We start from the raw sequence: 15,071 nt of genomic DNA on the forward strand, positions 1-15,071 counted from the left end.
CTCCCACCGCGCAGGACGGGCCAGTTGGCCTATACCTGGGCACATGAGAGTCCTGCGACGCGCGCTCGGCACCCTCCTCGTCCTCGGTGCCGTCTCCTGCACCGCCGCCCGCGGCGACGACGCGAGGGCCGGCGACGACCCGCCCGCGGCCCCCGCCCCCTTCGAACGGCTCCTGCCGGCGCCGGTCTCCGCCCGCGCGGAGGGCCCCGGCTACGCCTTCGGGCCCGCCACCGTGGTCCGTACGGGTCCGGGCGCGGGCGAGGAGGTCCGCCGGGTGGGAGAGCTGCTGGCGGAGCAACTGCGCGGGCCGAGCGGGCTGCCGCTGCCGGTCGTCGACGGGACGCGGGGCGAGGGGATCCGGCTCAGGATCGAGCCGTCGGCCGAGGGGGTGGGGGATGAGGGCTACCGGCTGCTGTCCGGGCCGAGCGGCGTCGATCTCGTGGCGCGGACCCCGGCCGGGCTGTTCCGGGCGGGCCAGACCCTGCGTCAGCTGGTGCCCGCGGCCGGGCCGGGGACGGTGCCGGGCGGTACGGTCACCGACCGGCCGCGGTTCGCCTACCGGGGCGCGATGGTCGACGTGGCGCGGCACTTCTTCACGGTGGAGCAGGTGAAGAGGTACGTGGACCAGCTGGCCCAGTACAAGATCAACACCCTGCACGTGCACCTCACCGACGACCAGGGCTGGCGCCTTGCGATCGACTCCTGGCCGCGCCTCGCGCAGTACGGCGGCGCGAGCGAGGTCGGGGGCGGGCCCGGCGGCCACTGGACGAAGGCGCAGTACCGCGAGCTGGTGGCGTACGCGGGCGAGCGGTACGTCGACGTCGTCCCGGAGATCGACATGCCGGGGCACATGAACGCGGCCCTGGCCTCCTACGCCGAGCTGAACTGCGACGGCAAGGCCCCGCCCCGCTACACCGGGATCAAGGTCGGCTTCAGCTCCCTGTGCGTCGGCGAGGAGCGGACGTACGAGTTCGTCGACGAGGTGCTCGGGGAGCTGGCGCGGCTGACGCCCGGCCGGTACCTGCACATCGGCGGCGACGAGGCGCACGCGACCCCGGCGGCGGACTACGCGGCCTTCATGGACCGGGCCCAGGAGGTGGTGGGCCGCCACGGCAAGACGGTGGTCGCCTGGCACCAGCTGGCCTCGGCGCGGCCGGCGGCGGGGGCGGTGCTCCAGTACTGGGGCCACGACAAGACCTCCGCGGCGGACCGGTCGGCCGTGGCGGCGGCCGCGAAGGCCGGGCACCCGCTGATCCTGTCCCCGGCGGACCGGGCCTACCTGGACATGAAGTACGAGGCGGCGACGAAGCCGGGCCTGGCGTGGGCCGGCCACGTCCCGGTGGCGCGGTCCTACTCCTGGAACCCGGGGGCCTATCTGGCCGGGGTGCCGGAGTCCGCCGTGCTCGGGGTGGAGGCCCCGCTGTGGACGGAGAACGTCGCGACGCGGGCCGAGTGGGAGCTGATGGCGTTCCCGCGGGTGCTGGGCCTGGCGGAGCTGGGCTGGTCCCCGGCGGCCGCCCTCGACTGGACCGCGTACAGCCGCCGCCTCGCGGCCCAGGCGCCCCGCATGGACGCCCAGGACATCGGCTACTTCCGTGCCCCGGACGTCCCCTGGACCCGCTGAGCGCCCGGGTCGCGGCCGTGGACACGGCGAAGGCGTGACCGCGAAGAGGGCCTTGGGCTTCGCGGTCACGCCGTCACACGGGCGGGGCGGGGCGGGTGCCGAGGGACCGTCTCGACGCCCGCCCCGCCCCGTGTCTCACCGTCGTGCGTAGGGCGCGACGGGGTTCTTGAGGTTGCCGACCAGCTGGAGCGCGGCGGACGGGTCGGAGAGGTCGACCATCTGCTTGTTGTTGCGCAGCTGGAGGCGGTTGAGGCAGGACAGCTGGAACTCCTCCGCGAAGAAGTCGTAGCGCTCGAACTTCTCCGCGAGGGCCGGCATGGACTCCTGGTAGGCGTGGGCGCAGTCGGCCACGGCCCGCCAGAAGGTCTCCTCCGTGCAGATGCCCTCGGTGACGAGGATGGAGGACAGGAAGCGGAAGAAGCAGTCGAAGACGTCCGTGAAGATCGACAGCAGCTTCATGTCCTCCGGGACGTCGGCCCGGATCCGCTCGACCGCGGGCGGCAGCACCGCGTCCGCGTCCATGATGACGATCTCCTCGGCGATGTCCTTGAAGATCGCTCGCTGTACGACGCCGTCCTTGATGACCAGGATGGTGTTCTCGCCGTGCGGCATGTACGCGAGGTCGTACTGGTAGAAGCAGTGCACCAGCGGCAGCAGGTAGGCCCGCAGGTAGGGCTTCAGCCACTCGGCCGGGGTGAGGCCGGACTCCTCGATCAGGGCGCCGACGAACGACGTGCCCTCGGCGTCCACGTGGAGGAGCGAGGCCATGGTCGCCAGGCGCTCGCCGTCCCCGAGGGAGTTCACCGGGGACTCGCGCCACAGGGCCGCCAGCATCTTGCGGTACGGCGAGTAGCGGTCGGTGGCGCGCTCGTACTGCAGGTGCCGGTAGCCGATCGCCGCCCGCTCGCGGATGATCGAGAAGTCGACGGACCGCAGGACGTCGTCGGACTCGATCAGCTGGTGCAGCCAGTCGTTGATGGTGGGGGTGGCCTCCATGTAGGCGGCCGACAGGCCCCGCATGAAGCCCATGTTCAGGACGGAGATGGCCGTCTTGACGTAGTGCTTGGTCGGGGTGGTGGTGTTGAAGAACGTGCGGATCGACTGCTGCGGGAGGTAGGCGTCCTCGCCCTCGCCGAGCAGCACGAGCCGGCGGTTCGCGATCTCCGCCGCGAAGGTGATCGTGGTCTTGTTCCACCACTGCCAGGGGTGGACGGGGAAGAACAGGTAGTCCGCCGGGTCCAGGCCCATGGTGCGCAGCTTCGCCGCGAACAGCTCGACGGCGGCGTCGCCCAGCTCGGCGCGCATGAAGCCGTCGTGCTCCAGGCCGGCGCCCGCCGTGAAGGTGGCGACGTCCTTGTGGGCCGCGGCCCAGATCAGGTGCACCGGGCTCGCGGCCTCGGGGGCGTACGCGTGGTACTCGTGGACGCCGAAGCCGAGCCGGCCGTTGTTGGCGACGAAGCAGGGGTGGCCCTCGGTCATGCCGGTCTCGATGTCCTGGAAGGAGGACTTCGCCAGCACGGCGGCGGGGATCTGCGGCTTGGTGTACTTGAAGGCCGAGCCCGCCAGGGTGGAGGAGATCTCCTCCAGGTAGACCGGCAGGACCTCCGCGCTCAGCCCCAGGGTCCGCTGGAACTCGATGTGGAAGTCGAGGGCGTCCAGCGGCAGCGACGCGCCGTCCCGCAGCCGGGTGATGCCCGCCTCGTCCACCGACCAGTGGTCGAGGACCTGCCGGGTGGCGTCGAAGTGGTACTCGACGGTGCCGTCGTCGGAGACGACGCGATAGCGGTCGCCGCCGAGGGAGACCGGGGTCAGGAGGCGCTCGTGCGCGAACTCGGCGAGGGCCTTGCGGACCAGGGCGCGGTTGGCCCGGTCCCACAGCTCGGGGGAGAGGTGGGTCACGGCGTCGGAGAGGTTCATATCGACACCCCCTGGGTGATGCCGGTGGCGGCCTCGAACTGGGCGCGGGTGCAGAAGCTCAGCAGCGCCTCCTTCTCCGGCTTGGTCACCCGGCGCTCCGGCACGAAGCCGACGGCCTCGTTCAGGGCGTGCACGGCGGTGTTGTCGACGTCCGGCTCGACGACGACGCGGACGGTCGCCGGGTCGGCGAAGACCGCGGCCATGACGGTGGTGATGACGGCGCGGGTGAACCCGTGCAGCGGCCGGTCGCTGGGCGCGACGAGGAAGTGCATGCCGACGTCGCCCGGCTGGGCGTCGTACAGGCCGACCAGCTCCAGCTCGCTCGGGTCGTACGTCTCCATCAGGAAGGCGGGGCGGCCCTCGTGCAGGCCGATGTAGGCCTGGTGGTGCTCGTGGGCGGCGATGCGCATGTACTCGCGCTCGACGTCCGGCAGCGAGGCGTCCTGCATCATCCAGAACGACGCCTTGGGGTGCGTGACCCAGCCGTGCAGCAGCTCCGCGTCGGCGAGCGGGTCCAGCGGGCGGATCGAGAAGTCTCCGAGGACGGAGTCCGTCCGGGAGTAGAGGGTGTCGGTGGTGCTCATGCGTGCGTGCCTTCCGGGGCGGCGAACTGCTGGAACGCGATGGACTTCTCGACCTTGTAGTACTCGCGGCCGAGCAGCTCACCGACGATGTACGCGTTGCGGTACGCGGCCATGCCCAGGTCGGGGGAGGTCAGGGAGTGGTTGTGGGTGGTGCCGTTCTGGAGGTACACCCCACGGCCCGTGGTGTCGACGCTGTAGTTGCGGGCGGCGTCCAGGCGCCCGCGGCCGTCGAAGTTCAGGCGGTCCCGGACCGGGTCCAGGAAGTCGGGGGTGCGGTACTTGTAGCCGGTGGCGAGGACCAGGCCCTCGGTGGTGAGGGAGAAGTCCCGCTCCTGCTCCTCCTGGCGCAGCCCGAGGGTGTAGGTGCCGGTGGTGGTGTCGTAGGCCGTGCTGTTCAGCGAGGTGTTGGTCAGCAGGGTCGTCGGCACCGCGCCCGGCATGCCGATCCTCTTCTGGTAGAGCAGGTCGAAGATGGCGTTGATCAGGTCGCCGTCGATGCCCTTGAAGAGGTTCTTCTGCTGGGTCTCCAGCCGGTAGCGGGTGTCCTCCGGGAGGGCGTGGAAGTAGTCCACGTACTCGGGGGAGGTCATCTCCAGCGTCAGCTTGGTGTACTCCAGCGGGAAGAAGCGCGGGGAGCGCGTGACCCAGTTGAGCTGGTAGCCGTGCACGTCGATCTCGGCGAGGAGGTCGTAGTAGATCTCCGCGGCGCTCTGGCCGGAGCCGACCAGGGTGATCGACTTCTTCTTCTGCAGCTCCGCCTTGTTGGGCATGTAGGCGGAGTTGTGCAGGAAGTCGCCGCCGAGGCCGGCGCAGGCGTCCGGGACGTACGGCGTGGTGCCGGTGCCCAGGACGATGCGGCGGGCGCGGTGGGTCCCGCCCTGGTCGGTGCGGACCTCGTAGACGCCGGCGGCCTCGTCGTAGGTGACCTCGGTGACGGAGGTCGAGTACAGGACGTTGTCGAGGCGGTCTGCGGCCCAGCGGCAGTAGTCGTTGTACTCGGCGCGCAGCGGGTAGAAGTTCTCCCGGATGTAGAAGGAGTACAGCCGGTCCTGGTCCTTCAGGTAGTTCAGGAAGGAGAAGGGCGACGTCGGGTCGGCCAGGGTCACCAGGTCCGACATGAAGGGCGTCTGGAGGTGCGCGCCGTCCAGGAACATCCCCGCGTGCCACTCGAAGTGCGGCTTCGACTCGATGAACAGGCCGCTCAGCTCGTCGATCGGCGCCGTCAGGCAGGCCAGTCCCAGGTTGAAGGGACCGAGACCGATGCCGATGAAGTCGTGGGGCTCAGTGGTGGACGGCAAGGGATTCTCCCAGGAACTGCTCGGCGTGTGCGGCGAGGAGGTCGAGGACGGCTGCGATGTCGGCCGTCGTGGTCTGCGGGTTGAGGAGGGTGAACTTCAGGTACTGCTTCCCGTCCACCTTGGTGCCGGCGACGACGGCCTCGCCGGAGGCGAAGAGCGCCTTGCGGGCGTGGAGCTGCGCCTCGTCGAGGATGTCCGCGGGAACGTCCTCGCCGGGCAGGAAGCGGAAGACGAGGGTGGAGATCTGCGGCGCGACGACGACCTCGAAGCGCGGGTCGGCCGTGATGACGTCGTAGCCGGCGGCGGCGAGGTCGATGACCTGGTCGAAGAGCGAGCCGACGCCGTCGGCGCCCATGATGCGCAGCGTCATCCAGAGCTTGAGTGCGTCGAAGCGGCGCGTGGTCTGGATGGACTTGTCGACCTGGTTGGGGATCCGCTCCTCGGCCATGCGGCGCGGGTTGAGGTAGTCCGCGTGGTACGTGGCGTGCTTGAGGGTGTCGCGGTCGCGGACCAGCATCGCGCTGGAGCTGACGGGCTGGAAGAACGACTTGTGGTAGTCGACCGTGACCGAGTCGGCGTGCTCGATGCCGTCGAGGAGGTGCCGGCGGGTGGGGGAGACCAGCAGTCCGCAGCCGTAGGCGGCGTCCACGTGCATCCACGCGGAGTGCTCGGCGGTGAGGCGGGCGATCTCGGGGAGCGGGTCGATGGACCCGAAGTCGGTGGTGCCGGCGGTGGCGACGACGGCCATCGGGAACAGCCCCTCGGCGGCGCAGTTCTCCAGCTCCAGCGCGAGGAGTGAGGTGTCCATGCGGCGGTTGCGGTCCACGGGCACGGAGATGACGGCCTCGTAGCCCAGGCCCAGCATGGCGGCCGACTTCTGCACGCTGAAGTGGCTGGCCTCGGAGGTGAAGATGCGCAGCTTGGGCAGGAGTTCGGCCTTGGTCAGGCCGATCCCGGCGTCCATGGCGCGCTTCATGACGGTGCGGCAGGCCTCGTCGCGGGCGAGCAGCAGCGCGTGGAAGTTGGACTGGCTGCCACCGGAGGTGAAGATGCCGTCCGCGTTCTCGCCGAGGCCGATGCGGCGGGTGGTCCAGTCGATGAGGCGGCGCTCGATGAGCGTGCCGCCGATGGACTGGTCCCAGGTGTCGAGGGAGGAGTTGACGGCGGCCATGACGGCCTCGCCGACCACCGCGGGGATGACGACCGGGCAGTTGAGATGGCCCAGGTAGCGCGGGTGGTGGAAGTAGACGGCGTCGCGGAGGTAGACGTCCTCCAGCTCGGCCAGCGCGGCGGAGGAGTCGCCGAGCGGGGTGTCGAGGTCGATCCCGTTGATGACCGGGGCGAGTTCGTCGACGGATATGCCGGTGTGGGGCCGTTCGGTGGTGGCGAGCTTGGCGGCGACGCGGTCGACGCCCTCGGTGACAGAACGGCGGTAGATATCCGCGGTCGTCTCGTTCAGCAGATGCTGGCGCATCAACTTTCCTCCGGGCAGGGGGGAGAAGGGGAGGGTGGGGTGTGTGATGTTTAGGTTAGCCTAACCTAATCGGAATGACCAAATGAAGATGGACCCTGGCTTCGGCCAGGGTCCATCTCGAACTGCTAGGGGGAGGCGCGGAACTGACTACAGCTCGGAGGTGGGGTCCTCGCTGGGAGCCTTGCCCGCGTACGCCTCGGCGAGGAGCTGCTCCTCGCTCGCACCGAGCCGCCAGTAGCCGGTGAAGCGCACCGAGCGGCGGTCGACGGAACGTTCCTGCACGACGTGGCGGCGTACCGCGCGGACCGTGCCCGCCTCGCCCGCCAGCCATACGTACGGGGCCTCCCCGGCCGGCGGCTGCGCCGCGCGGACCGCCTCCAGAACCCGGGCGGTCCGCTCCCGGTCGTCGCCGGCGCGCACGATCCACGTGATGTCCGCGTCGGCGGGAGTGCCGAGCCCCAGCCGGTCGTCCTCGTGCGGGACCTCGAACCAGGCCCGGACCCGGGTGCCCGCGGGCAGCCGGTCCAGGATGGCGGCCGCGGCCGGCAGGGCGGTCTCGTCCGCGTACATCCAGACCGCGTCGGTGCCGGCCGGCGGCTGGAAGCGCACGGACTTGTTCTCGGCGACGGCCGGGCCGATCGCCATGATGCGGCGTCCGGCGGCCGCGCGCCCGGCCCAGTGCGAGGCGGGCGAGACGTCCCCGTGCAGGACGAAGTCGATGTCGACCTCGACGGCGCCCGCCTCGTCGCGGCGCTGCTCGCGCACGGTGTAGGAGCGCATCACCGGCCGCTCCTCCTCCGGCATGGCGCGCCAGGCGGTGAACCAGGTGTCCTCGTCCGTGGACGGCAGCGCGGTGTGCTCCGTGCCGGCCGGGGGCAGGAAGAGCGACAAGCTCTGGTCGAAGCCGCCGGAACGGAAGTCCGCGAGGGACTCGCCGCCGAAGGTGACCCGCAGGAACGAGTGGCCCAGACGGCGCGTGCGGAGCACTTCGAGCGTGAAGAAGCGGAAGTGCGAGGCGGCCGGGGTGTCGGACGCGGTGGCGGTCATGCGGAGGGTCCCCCTGGAAGTCGGTGCGGCCGGAGCCGGGTCCAGGGCGTGTCCGGTGCGGACACGCCCTGGGGGCGGGCGCCCGGGGTCACCGGGCGCCGCGCGAGGGTCAGGAGACCTTCTTGGCGTTCTGGACGGCCTTGGCGAGGTCCTCGAGGATCTGCGCGCACTTGTCGTACGAGAAGATCGGCTCGGTGGTGCGCGGGGCGACCTGGCCGGCCTTCACGGCGGGCATCTCGGCCCAGGTGGCCTTGGCCTTCAGCTCCTCCGGCTGCAGGGTGCCGGTGCGGTTGTCGAGCAGGACCAGGTCGGCCTTGTACTTGCCGGCGTTCTCCCAGCTCAGGCTCTCGAAGAAGCCGCCCTCGTCGAGCTTGTCCGGGGTGATGAACTCGACGCCCAGGGACTTGAAGTACTTCAGGTCGGCCGAGGTGTCCGGGGTGGAGGCGTAGAAGAGGTCGGCGGAGCCGGAGCCGACGAGGACCTTGATGCCCGGGTTGGCCTTGGTGGCCTCGCGGACCTTGGCGGCGGCGGCCTCGAAGCGGGCCTTGCCGTCGACGGCGGCCTTGGCGTTCATGTCGGCGCCCAGGGACTTGGCGAGGTCCGCGGTGCGCTCCAGGGCCTTGTCCATGGAGACGTTGCCGCCGACACCGATCGCGGCGGCCGGGGCCACCTTCAGGATCTTGTCCTTGGAGGCCTCGGGCACGTACCAGTACGAGCCGTCCCAGGTGTTGGTGACGAGCAGGTCGGGCTGGAGGGCGGCGTACTTCTCGACGTTGAACTCGTCGTAGACGTTGCCGAGGATCTCGACCTTGGAGATGTCCATGGAACCGGCCTGGACGTCCGGCTTGCCGTCGGCGGTCTTGGTCGGGCCGAAGACGCCCTTGACCGGGACGCCGTAGTCGTACAGCGCGGCGGCGGTGCCGGTGAACGCGACGATGTTCTTCGGCGTGGACTTGGCGCTGACGTCCTTGCCGAGGTCGTCCTTGAAGGTCCAGGGACCGGAGGAAGCGGCGGCGGTGCTGCCCTTGTCGCCGTCCTTCGCCGAGTCGGTGCCACCGCACGCGGCGAGCGCGGCGACGAGGCCGAGGGCGCCACCCGCGGCGACGAAGCCACGACGGGTGAAGGAGAAGTTGCGGGACTTGGGCATAATCGATGTCCGTTTTCGTGCGTACCGGGGCGGCCACCAGCGTGCCGTTCGTGGGGAAGGTTAGCCTAACCTTGGCCGAAAACGGTAAGGGGGCCCTAAGTTTTTTTCGGGCCCCCTCTCACCACCCGCACGTGCGCGGGCCTTTGGGCTAGCCGGCGAAGCCCAGCTCGCGGGCGATCAGCATGCGCTGGACCTCGCTGGTGCCCTCGCCGATCTCCAGGATCTTGGAGTCCCGCCACATTCGAGCCACCGGGTACTCGTTCATGAAGCCGTAGCCGCCGTGGATCTGCGTCGCGTCACGGGCGTTGTCCACGGCCACCGTGGAGGAGTACAGCTTCGCGATCGCCGCCTCCTTCTTGAAGGGCTCCCCGGCGACCAGGCGGGACGCCGCGTCGCGCCAGCCGATGCGGGCCATGTGGGCGCGCATCTCCATGTCGGCGAGCTTGAACTGGATGGCCTGGTTGTCGCCGATCGCCTTGCCGAAGGCGTGGCGCTCCCGGGCGTACTTCACCGACTCGTCCACACAGCCCTGCGCGAGGCCCGTGGCGAGCGCGGAGATGGCGATGCGGCCCTCGTCGAGGATCCGCAGGAACTGGGCGTACCCGCGGCCCTCCTCGCCCACCAGGTTGGCCAGCGGCACCCGCACGTCGTCGAAGGACAGCTCACGGGTGTCCGAGGAGTTCCAGCCCACCTTCGAGTACGGGGCGGCCACCGTGAAGCCCGGGGTGCCGGACGGGACGATGATCGAGGAGATCTCCGGACGGCCGTCCGCCTTGCGGCCGGTCACGGCGGTGACCGTGACCAGACCGGTGATGTCCGTACCGGAGTTGGTGATGAAGCACTTCGAGCCGTTGATGACCCACTCGTCGCCGTCCTTGACGGCCGTCGTGCGGGTGCCGCCGGCGTCCGAGCCCGCGCCCGGCTCGGTCAGGCCGAAGGCGCCGAGCACCTCGCCCGAGCACAGCTTCGGCAGCCACTGCCGCTTCTGCTCCTCGGTGCCGAAGAGGTAGAGGGGCATCGCGCCGAGCGAGACGCCGGCCTCCAGGGTGATGGCGACCGAGGAGTCGACGCGGGCCAGCTCCTCCAGGGCGATGCCGAGGGCGAGGTAGTCCCCGCCCATGCCGCCGTACTCCTCCGGGAAGGGCAGGCCGAACAGGCCCATGCGGCCCATCTCGGCGACGATCTCGTAGGGGAACTCGTGCCGCTCGTACAGGTCGCCGATCTTCGGGGCGACCACGTCGTGGGCGAACGCCTCGACGGTACGGCGGAGTTCCTCGTGCTCAGGGGTGAGCCGGTGGTCGAGGGACATGGTGTGACTACTCCTTGTGGGAGAGGGCGCGGACGGTACGGGAGGGGCTGGGGCGTCCCAGCCGTTCGGCCATCCACACGCTCGTGGCGGTGAGGGCGGCCAGGTCGACCCCGGTCTCGATGCCGAGACCGTCGAGCATCCACACCAGGTCCTCGGTCGCGAGGTTGCCGGTGGCGCTCTTCGCGTACGGGCATCCGCCGAGGCCGCCCGCGGAGGCGTCGACGGTGGTGACGCCGTGCTGGAGCGCGGCGAGGGTGTTGGACAGGGCCTGGCCGTAGGTGTCGTGGAAGTGCACGCCGATGCGGTCGGTGGTGACACCGGCCTCGTTCAGCGCGGAGAGCAGGGCCTGGACATGGCCCGGGGTGGCGACACCGATCGTGTCGCCGAGGCTCAGCTCGTCACAGCCGAGGTCGAGCAGGGCCTTGGCCACGGAGACGACCTGGTGGACCGGGACGGCGCCCTCCCAGGGGTCGCCGAAGCACATGGACAGATAGCCGCGCACGTGCGCCCCGCCCTGCCGGGCCCGGGCCACGACGGGCTCGAACATGGCGAGGGACTCGGCGACGGTGCGGTTGAGGTTGCGGGAGGCGAAGGTCTCCGTGGCCGAACCGAACACCGCGATCCGGGTGGCCCCGAGGGCGAGCGCCCGGTCCAGGCCGCGCTCGTTGGGCACGAGGACGGGCAGGGCGGCGTCTACGTCCGCGAGCAGCGGGAGGAGCTGCTCGGCGTCGGCCAGCTGGGGCACCCACTTGGGGTGCACGAAGCTGGTCGCCTCGATGGTGCTCAGCCCGGCGGCGGCCAGGCGGCGGACGAACTCCGCCTTGACCTCCGTGGGGACGGCCGTCTTCTCGTTCTGCAGGCCGTCGCGGGCGCCGACCTCGTGGATGCGGACCCGGGCCGGCAGACCGGGGGCCGGGACGTGCATGGGCAGCCCGATCACGCGGCCTCCTCCTCGTCCGGGGTGACGACGGCCAGCACCTGGTCCATGGCGACGGTGGTGCCGGGCGAGACGTCCAGCTCGGTGACCGTGCCCGCGTGCGGGGCGGAGATGACGTGCTCCATCTTCATCGCCTCGACGACCAGCAGGCTCTGACCGGCCGTCACCTTGTCACCGACGGCCACCTTGACGACCGTGACGGTGCCGGGCATGGGGGCGGCGAGGGTGTCGGCCCCCGCGCTCGCCGCGCCGTGGGCGGACACGGGGTCGTGGCGCTGGACGTGCCAGGAGTCGGCGTCGCGCCCGATCCAGGTCCCCTCCGGGGAGGCGGCGTGGCTGAAGCGGTGGGTGACGCCGTCGAGTTCGACGGTGACGGTGTCGGGGGTGCGGCTGACGATCCGGCCGCGGGCCGGTGCGCCGCCGTCGAGCGCGTCCAGCAGGATCTCCGTTCCGCTGCCCGCGGGGCGCGTACGGACCTCGACCGGCTCCTGGCCGGGAAGGCGGAAGTGGTGCACCGTCCAGGCGGGCGTACCGCCCAGGCGCCAGCCGTCGGCGGCGTCGAACGGGTCGGTCCATCCCGTCGCCCGCTGCTCCGGCGCGGCGCCCGCCAGCAGCGCGGCGGCCGCGTACACCTCGTCCGGCACCCCCTCCGGCAGGAGGGACGGGAGGTCGCGCTCGACCAGGCCGGTGTCCAGGTCGCCCGACACCACGTCCGGGTGGGCCAGAAGCCGCCGCAGGAAGCCGGCGTTCGTCTGGACGCCCAGGATCACGGTGTCGGCGAGCGCGCCCCGCAGCATGCGCAGGGCGGTCGGGCGGTCCGGCCCGTGGACGATGACCTTCGACAGCATCGGGTCGTACGTCGACCCGACCGGGACGCCCGCCGTCAGGCCCGAGTCCGTACGGACCGCACCGCCCGAGGGCTCCGACAGGGCCAGGACGGTCCCGCCGGACGGCAGGAAGCCGCGCGCCGGGTCCTCCGCGCAGACGCGGGCCTCGATCGCGTGCCCGGTCAGCCGGATGTCGTCCTGGGTCACGGGCAGCGCCCCGCCGGCGGCCACCCGCAGCTGGAGCTCCACCAGGTCCAGGCCGGTGATCAGCTCCGTCACCGGGTGCTCGACCTGGAGGCGGGTGTTCATCTCCATGAAGTAATAGGAGGACGGGTCGCCGCCGGGAACGATGAACTCCACCGTGCCCGCGCCGACGTACCCGCAGGAGCGGGCCGCGTCCACGGCCGCCGCGCCCATCGCCGCGCGGGTCTTCTCGTCGAGCAGGACCGAGGGGGCCTCCTCGATGACCTTCTGGTGCCGGCGCTGCAGCGAGCACTCGCGCTCGCCGAGGTGCACCACGTTGCCGTGGGCGTCCGCCATCACCTGGATCTCGATGTGCCGGGGCCGGTCCACCCACCGCTCCACCAGCAGGGTGTCGTCACCGAAGGACGAGCGGGCCTCGCGGCGGGCCGCCGCGATCTCCTCGGCCAGCACCGCCTCGTCCCGTACGAGCCGCATCCCCTTGCCGCCGCCGCCCGCCGAGGGCTTCAGCAGGACCGGCATGCCGATCTCGGAGGCGGCGGCGACCAGTTCGGCGTCGGTCAGTCCGCTGCCCGAGGAGCCGGGGACCACGGGCACGCCCGCCGCCTTCACCGTCTCCTTCGCGCGGATCTTGTCGCCCATGAGGGAGATGGCGGAGGCGGGCGGCCCGATGAAGGCCAGTCCGGCGTCCGTGCAGGCCTGCGCGAAGGCGGCGTTCTCCGCGAGGAAGCCGTAACCGGGGTGGACGGCCTCGGCGCCCGTCCGCCTCGCGGCCTCCAGCAGCCGCTCCACCGACAGGTAGCTCTCCGCGGCCGGCGCCGGGCCGATGCGGACGGCCGTGTCGGCCTCCCGTACGTGGCGGGCGTCCGCGTCGGCGTCGCTGAAGACGGCCACGGAGCGGATGCCGAGCTTCCCGCAGGGTGCGGATCACCCGGACCGCGATCTCGCCGCGGTTCGCGACCAGAACAGTGCTGAACATCAGTGAGGTCCTCACGTCACACGTCACATACGGAAGATGCCGAAGCCCGAGTCGCCCAGCGGGGCGTTCGCGCACGCGGTCAGGGCCAGTCCCAGCACCTGCCGGGTCTCCATGGGGTCGATGACCCCGTCGTCCCACAGCCGCGCCGTGGCGTAGTAGGCGTTGCCCTGCTCCTCGTACTGGGCGCGGACCGGGGCCTTGAAGGCCTCCTCGTCCTCGGCCGGCCACTCCTGGCCGGCGCCCTCGATCTGGTCGCGCTTGACCGTCGCGAGGACCGAGGCGGCCTGCTCGCCGCCCATCACGGAGATCTTGGCGTTGGGCCACATCCACAGGAAGCGGGGGGAATAGGCCCGCCCGCACATCGAGTAGTTGCCGGCGCCGTACGAGCCGCCGACCACCACCGTCAGCTTCGGCACCCGGGCGCAGGCCACGGCCGTGACCATCTTGGCGCCGTGCTTGGCGATGCCGCCGGCCTCGTAGTCGCGGCCGACCATGAAGCCCGAGATGTTCTGCAGGAAGAGCAGCGGGATGCCGCGCTGGTCGCACAGCTCGATGAAGTGGGCGCCCTTCTGGGCGGACTCGGCGAACAGGATGCCGTTGTTCGCGATGATGCCGACCGGGTGGCCGTGGATCCGGGCGAAGCCGGTGACCAGCGTCTGGCCGAACTCGGACTTGAACTCCTGGAAGCGGGAGCCGTCCACGACCCGCGCGATGATCTCGCGGGCGTCGTAGGGGGTGCGCGAGTCGACGGGGACCGCGCCGTACAGCCCGGCCGGGTCCACCTTCGGCTCCTCCGGGGCCTCCACCGACCAGGGCAGCTCCCCGCGCCCGGGCAGGGTCGCCACGATGTTCCGTACGATCCGCAGCGCGTGCGCGTCGTCCTCCGCGAGGTGGTCGGTCACCCCGGAGACGCGGGAGTGGACCTCGCCGCCGCCGAGCTCCTCGGCCGTGACGACCTCACCGGTGGCCGCCTTCACCAGCGGCGGGCCGCCCAGGAAGATCGTGCCCTGGTTGCGGACGATGACGGCCTCGTCGCTCATGGCCGGCACGTACGCCCCGCCCGCGGTGCAGGAGCCGAGGACGGCGGCGATCTGCGGGATGCCGGCGCCCGACATGCGGGCCTGGTTGTAGAAGATGCGGCCGAAGTGCTCCCGGTCGGGGAAGACCTCGTCCTGCATGGGCAGGAAGGCCCCGCCGGAGTCGACCAGATAGAGGCAGGGGAGACGGTTCTCCAGCGCCACCTCCTGGGCGCGCAGGTGCTTCTTGACGGTCATCGGGTAGTACGTGCCGCCCTTGACGGTGGCGTCGTTCGCGACGATCACGCACTCGCGCCCGCTGACCCGGCCGATGCCCGCGATGACCCCGGCGGCGGGGGCGGAGCCCCCGTACATGCCCTCGGCGGCCAGCGGGGCCAGCTCCAGGAAGGGCGAGCCCGGGTCCAGGAGGGCGTCCACGCGGTCGCGCGGGAGGAGCTTCCCGCGGGCGGTGTGGCGGGCGCGGGCCTTCTCGCCGCCGCCGAGCCGGGCCGCGTCGAGCCGGGCGCGCAGGCCCTCGGTCAGCTCGCGGTGGGCGGCCTCGTTGGTCCGCCAGGCCTCGGACGCCGGGTCCGCGGCGCTCGTCAGCACTGGTGCCTGCTGCATCGGTCGAGCTCCCTTGCTCGTTCCAGGCGGTTAATGAGCGTTAACGCTCGTGGAGCTTAGGTTAACGACCGCTAACGGCCCTGTCTA

The 15,071-nt window shown here is 71.3% G+C and carries 10 protein-coding genes and 1 pseudogene; 1 reads left to right on the forward strand and 10 read right to left on the reverse strand.

Translation table 11 applies throughout. The features are described 5' to 3' along the window. The first annotated feature begins 43 nt into the window (after positions 1-43). Entirely contained in the window at positions 44-1,624 is a 1,581-nt protein-coding gene (locus tag AC2RP6_RS25335) for a beta-N-acetylhexosaminidase (protein WP_486448277.1), read from the forward strand. 135 nt (positions 1,625-1,759) lie between these two features. Here AC2RP6_RS25335 and AC2RP6_RS25340 read toward each other — a convergent pair whose 3' ends face one another. The 10 genes and pseudogenes from AC2RP6_RS25340 to AC2RP6_RS25385 form a co-directional block, all read right to left on the reverse strand. Continuing rightward, positions 1,760-3,541, reverse strand: a complete 1,782-nt coding sequence (locus AC2RP6_RS25340; RefSeq protein ID WP_486448278.1) for an IucA/IucC family protein — start codon at positions 3,539-3,541, stop codon at positions 1,760-1,762. Beyond that, positions 3,538-4,125 (reverse strand): GNAT family N-acetyltransferase, encoded by a 588-nt coding sequence (locus AC2RP6_RS25345; protein ID WP_486448279.1) that lies wholly within the window; start codon positions 4,123-4,125, stop codon positions 3,538-3,540. Before AC2RP6_RS25345 ends, AC2RP6_RS25340 begins: the two co-directional genes overlap by 4 nt. Then, a complete protein-coding gene (locus AC2RP6_RS25350; protein WP_486448280.1) occupies positions 4,122-5,423 on the reverse strand; it encodes a lysine N(6)-hydroxylase/L-ornithine N(5)-oxygenase family protein in 1,302 nt (433 codons plus the stop codon). The genes AC2RP6_RS25345 and AC2RP6_RS25350 overlap by 4 nt, the downstream gene beginning before the upstream one ends. Beyond that, entirely contained in the window at positions 5,407-6,897 is a 1,491-nt protein-coding gene (locus AC2RP6_RS25355) for a pyridoxal phosphate-dependent decarboxylase family protein (RefSeq protein ID WP_486448281.1), read from the reverse strand. Before AC2RP6_RS25355 ends, AC2RP6_RS25350 begins: the two co-directional genes overlap by 17 nt. A gap of 147 nt (positions 6,898-7,044) precedes the next feature. Further along, complete coding sequence (locus tag AC2RP6_RS25360; protein ID WP_486448282.1) at positions 7,045-7,944, reverse strand: siderophore-interacting protein; 900 nt, start codon at positions 7,942-7,944, stop codon at positions 7,045-7,047. Positions 7,945-8,053: 109 nt separating this feature from the next. Then, a complete protein-coding gene (locus AC2RP6_RS25365; protein WP_486448283.1) occupies positions 8,054-9,091 on the reverse strand; it encodes an ABC transporter substrate-binding protein in 1,038 nt (345 codons plus the stop codon). Between the two features lie 148 nt (positions 9,092-9,239). Next, positions 9,240-10,400 (reverse strand): acyl-CoA dehydrogenase family protein, encoded by a 1,161-nt coding sequence (locus AC2RP6_RS25370; protein ID WP_030818972.1) that lies wholly within the window; start codon positions 10,398-10,400, stop codon positions 9,240-9,242. A 7-nt stretch (positions 10,401-10,407) separates the two neighbouring features. Beyond that, positions 10,408-11,325 (reverse strand): hydroxymethylglutaryl-CoA lyase, encoded by a 918-nt coding sequence (locus tag AC2RP6_RS25375; protein ID WP_486450444.1) that lies wholly within the window; start codon positions 11,323-11,325, stop codon positions 10,408-10,410. Positions 11,326-11,336: 11 nt separating this feature from the next. Beyond that, a pseudogene (locus tag AC2RP6_RS25380) lies at positions 11,337-13,344 on the reverse strand (acetyl/propionyl/methylcrotonyl-CoA carboxylase subunit alpha). Between the two features lie 23 nt (positions 13,345-13,367). Then, positions 13,368-14,984, reverse strand: coding sequence for a carboxyl transferase domain-containing protein (locus tag AC2RP6_RS25385; RefSeq protein ID WP_486448284.1), 1,617 nt, complete (start codon positions 14,982-14,984; stop codon positions 13,368-13,370). Positions 14,985-15,071: the final 87 nt, after the last annotated feature.

The organism is Streptomyces sp. WAC03905 (assembly GCF_057371075.1).

What these genes read in the sequence shown, in the direction of transcription:
- AC2RP6_RS25375 (WP_486450444.1), bottom strand. Translation starts at nt 11,325, where the DNA reads ATGCACGTCCCGGCCCCCGGTCTGCCGGCCCGGGTCCGCATCCACGAG.
- AC2RP6_RS25355 (WP_486448281.1), bottom strand. Translation starts at nt 6,897, where the DNA reads ATGCGCCAGCATCTGCTGAACGAGACGACCGCGGATATCTACCGCCGT.
- AC2RP6_RS25360 (WP_486448282.1), bottom strand. Translation starts at nt 7,944, where the DNA reads ATGACCGCCACCGCGTCCGACACCCCGGCCGCCTCGCACTTCCGCTTC.
- AC2RP6_RS25370 (WP_030818972.1), bottom strand. Translation starts at nt 10,400, where the DNA reads ATGTCCCTCGACCACCGGCTCACCCCTGAGCACGAGGAACTCCGCCGT.
- AC2RP6_RS25365 (WP_486448283.1), bottom strand. Translation starts at nt 9,091, where the DNA reads ATGCCCAAGTCCCGCAACTTCTCCTTCACCCGTCGTGGCTTCGTCGCC.
- AC2RP6_RS25345 (WP_486448279.1), bottom strand. Translation starts at nt 4,125, where the DNA reads ATGAGCACCACCGACACCCTCTACTCCCGGACGGACTCCGTCCTCGGA.
- AC2RP6_RS25385 (WP_486448284.1), bottom strand. Translation starts at nt 14,984, where the DNA reads ATGCAGCAGGCACCAGTGCTGACGAGCGCCGCGGACCCGGCGTCCGAG.
- AC2RP6_RS25335 (WP_486448277.1), top strand. Translation starts at nt 44, where the DNA reads ATGAGAGTCCTGCGACGCGCGCTCGGCACCCTCCTCGTCCTCGGTGCC.
- AC2RP6_RS25340 (WP_486448278.1), bottom strand. Translation starts at nt 3,541, where the DNA reads ATGAACCTCTCCGACGCCGTGACCCACCTCTCCCCCGAGCTGTGGGAC.